This window comes from Collinsella sp. AM42-18AC, from assembly GCF_003467965.1.
Lineage (GTDB): Bacteria > Actinomycetota > Coriobacteriia > Coriobacteriales > Coriobacteriaceae > Collinsella.
In genome coordinates this window covers 1-1,884 of the sequence record NZ_QSFY01000032.1, presented here as the reverse complement: position 1 = coordinate 1,884, position 1,884 = coordinate 1, and the positions used below count along the sequence as shown (strand labels likewise).

The following is a 1,884-nucleotide window of genomic DNA, read 5'->3' as shown; positions in this document are numbered from 1 at the left end:
GCATGAGCATGCCCTTCTGGCGCGAGGACCTCTAACTAAGGTTTTCAAAGACCCGTACAGGTCTTAATACAAACATCTAGCTGCCATTAGATGTCTCCCAATGGGACGATGCGGATCTTTCGCACCGTCCCATTCATGTTTAATGACGTTAAATTAACAACGGATAAGGTAGCCATGGACATCAAGACAATTGGCGTTGAGGAATGGCTCAACGTTTGGGAGAAGAGTGCTACCTGGGATATCGCTCAGTCGACGATCTCGTCGCTGGCCATGGGTGAGCTTCGCGCACTTGACGAGCAGGACGGTGCTACGTTCTACGAGCGCCTGGATCGCGAGAAGATGAATTACGGTTGGATCGAGGGTTCGCCGGAGTTTAAGGCCGAAGTCGCCAAGCTGTATCGTCGCGAGGTCAATCCCGATCACATTTTGCAGACCAATGGCTGTACGGGTGCTAACCTCAATGCCATCATGGCTGTTGTCGAGCCCGGCGATCACGTGATTGCCGAGTGGCCTACCTATGCGCCGCTCTATGAGATTCCGCGTACGCTCGGTGCCGAGGTCGAGTATTGGGAGCTTCGCGAGGAACTCGGCTGGAAGCCCGATATCGAGGAGCTCAAGCGCTCGGTGCGCCCCAACACCAAGCTCATCTGCATCAATAACGCATCGAATCCCATCGGTACGGTGCTCGATGCCGATACGCTCGGCCAGATTGCCGAGATCGCCCGTTCGGTGGGCGCCTACGTGCTGTGCGACGAGGTGTATCTGCCGCTCGAGAACACCGAGTCCTTTATGTCGATGGCTGACGTGTACGAGAAGGCTATCGTCACCAACTCGGTGTCCAAGACCTATTCGACGCCTGCGGCCCGCGTGGGCTGGGTCGTGGCCGACGAAGAGGTCTCCAACCGCATCCGCACGTATCGTGACTACACCATGATCTGCGGCGGCGTGTTCAACGACGCCCTAGCGACCTACGTGCTCGAGCACAAGGACAAGATTCTCGAGCGCAACCGCAAGATCGTGTTTGGCAACCGCGATATCACGCAGGCTTGGATCGATACGCAGCATCGCGTGTCCTGGACGGCCCCGCAGGGCGTGTCCACCTCGTTTATCCAGCTGGATATTCCCGAGGACGACGAGGAGTTCTGCAAGCGCCTGTTGGCTGAGAGGGGAGTGCTGCTGGTTCCCGGCTGCCGTTTTGAGCTTCCCTGTGGAGCGCGCCTGGGCTACTGCGCGAGCGAAGATGTTCTTCGCGAGGGCCTGAGGCTTTTGGGCGAGGCACTGGCGGAGTTTGATCGCTAGGATTCCGATGATCTTCGAGAGCCTTATCTAAATTGGCCGAAGATAATCGAAAACGGACCCGTTTCCCTAGGGGAAGCGGGTCCGTTTTTCCATACCGAGAAGTCAAGTTGTTACAAATGGGGCCGTAAAGCGAGTCGGTATCCGCTGGGCCTTATACTGAGCTTCCGGTGAACGGTATCAAGCGTCTGGTAAACGGTAATTTGTTTACCAGAAATGAATAGGACAAACTTTTTTCTGAATAAAAATGAAAATGGTTGAGACGTGGTACGAATCGCTAATTCTATTCATAGCTTCATTGGAAATATACAATTTGAGGGTGGTTTAACAAAGTTTAGTTCCATTTGATTTCTGGATTGAAAACGCGTTTGAGCACGTAAATACACTTTATTAAATCAAAGTGTACCATGCGTGAAGTATATGTGTATGCCGTTCACCCCCCATAAAAAACCGTTCGGGGGCAAGGTGGAAGTATGGGCTAATTTTGGATATAAATATGTCGTCAGCAATAACGCCTCACACGGAGGGGCGCTAACGAATCGGCCCTGACAAGGGCCCGAAAGAAAGGTAGGAGGCCATGACGAAAGG

The 1,884-nt window shown here is 53.3% G+C and carries 1 protein-coding gene; it reads left to right on the top strand.

Annotated features, from left to right (window positions below; all coding sequences use genetic code 11):
• The first annotated feature begins 174 nt into the window (after nt 1–174).
• On the top strand, nt 175–1,299 hold the full coding sequence (locus tag DW913_RS09895; protein WP_117798381.1) for an aminotransferase: 1,125 nt from the start codon (nt 175–177) through the stop codon (nt 1,297–1,299).
• The last annotated feature ends 585 nt before the right edge of the window (nt 1,300–1,884 follow it).

Excerpts from the sequence above, each read along its gene's own strand:
- DW913_RS09895 (WP_117798381.1), top strand. The coding sequence starts at position 175 with ATGGACATCAAGACAATTGGCGTTGAGGAATGGCTCAACGTTTGGGAG.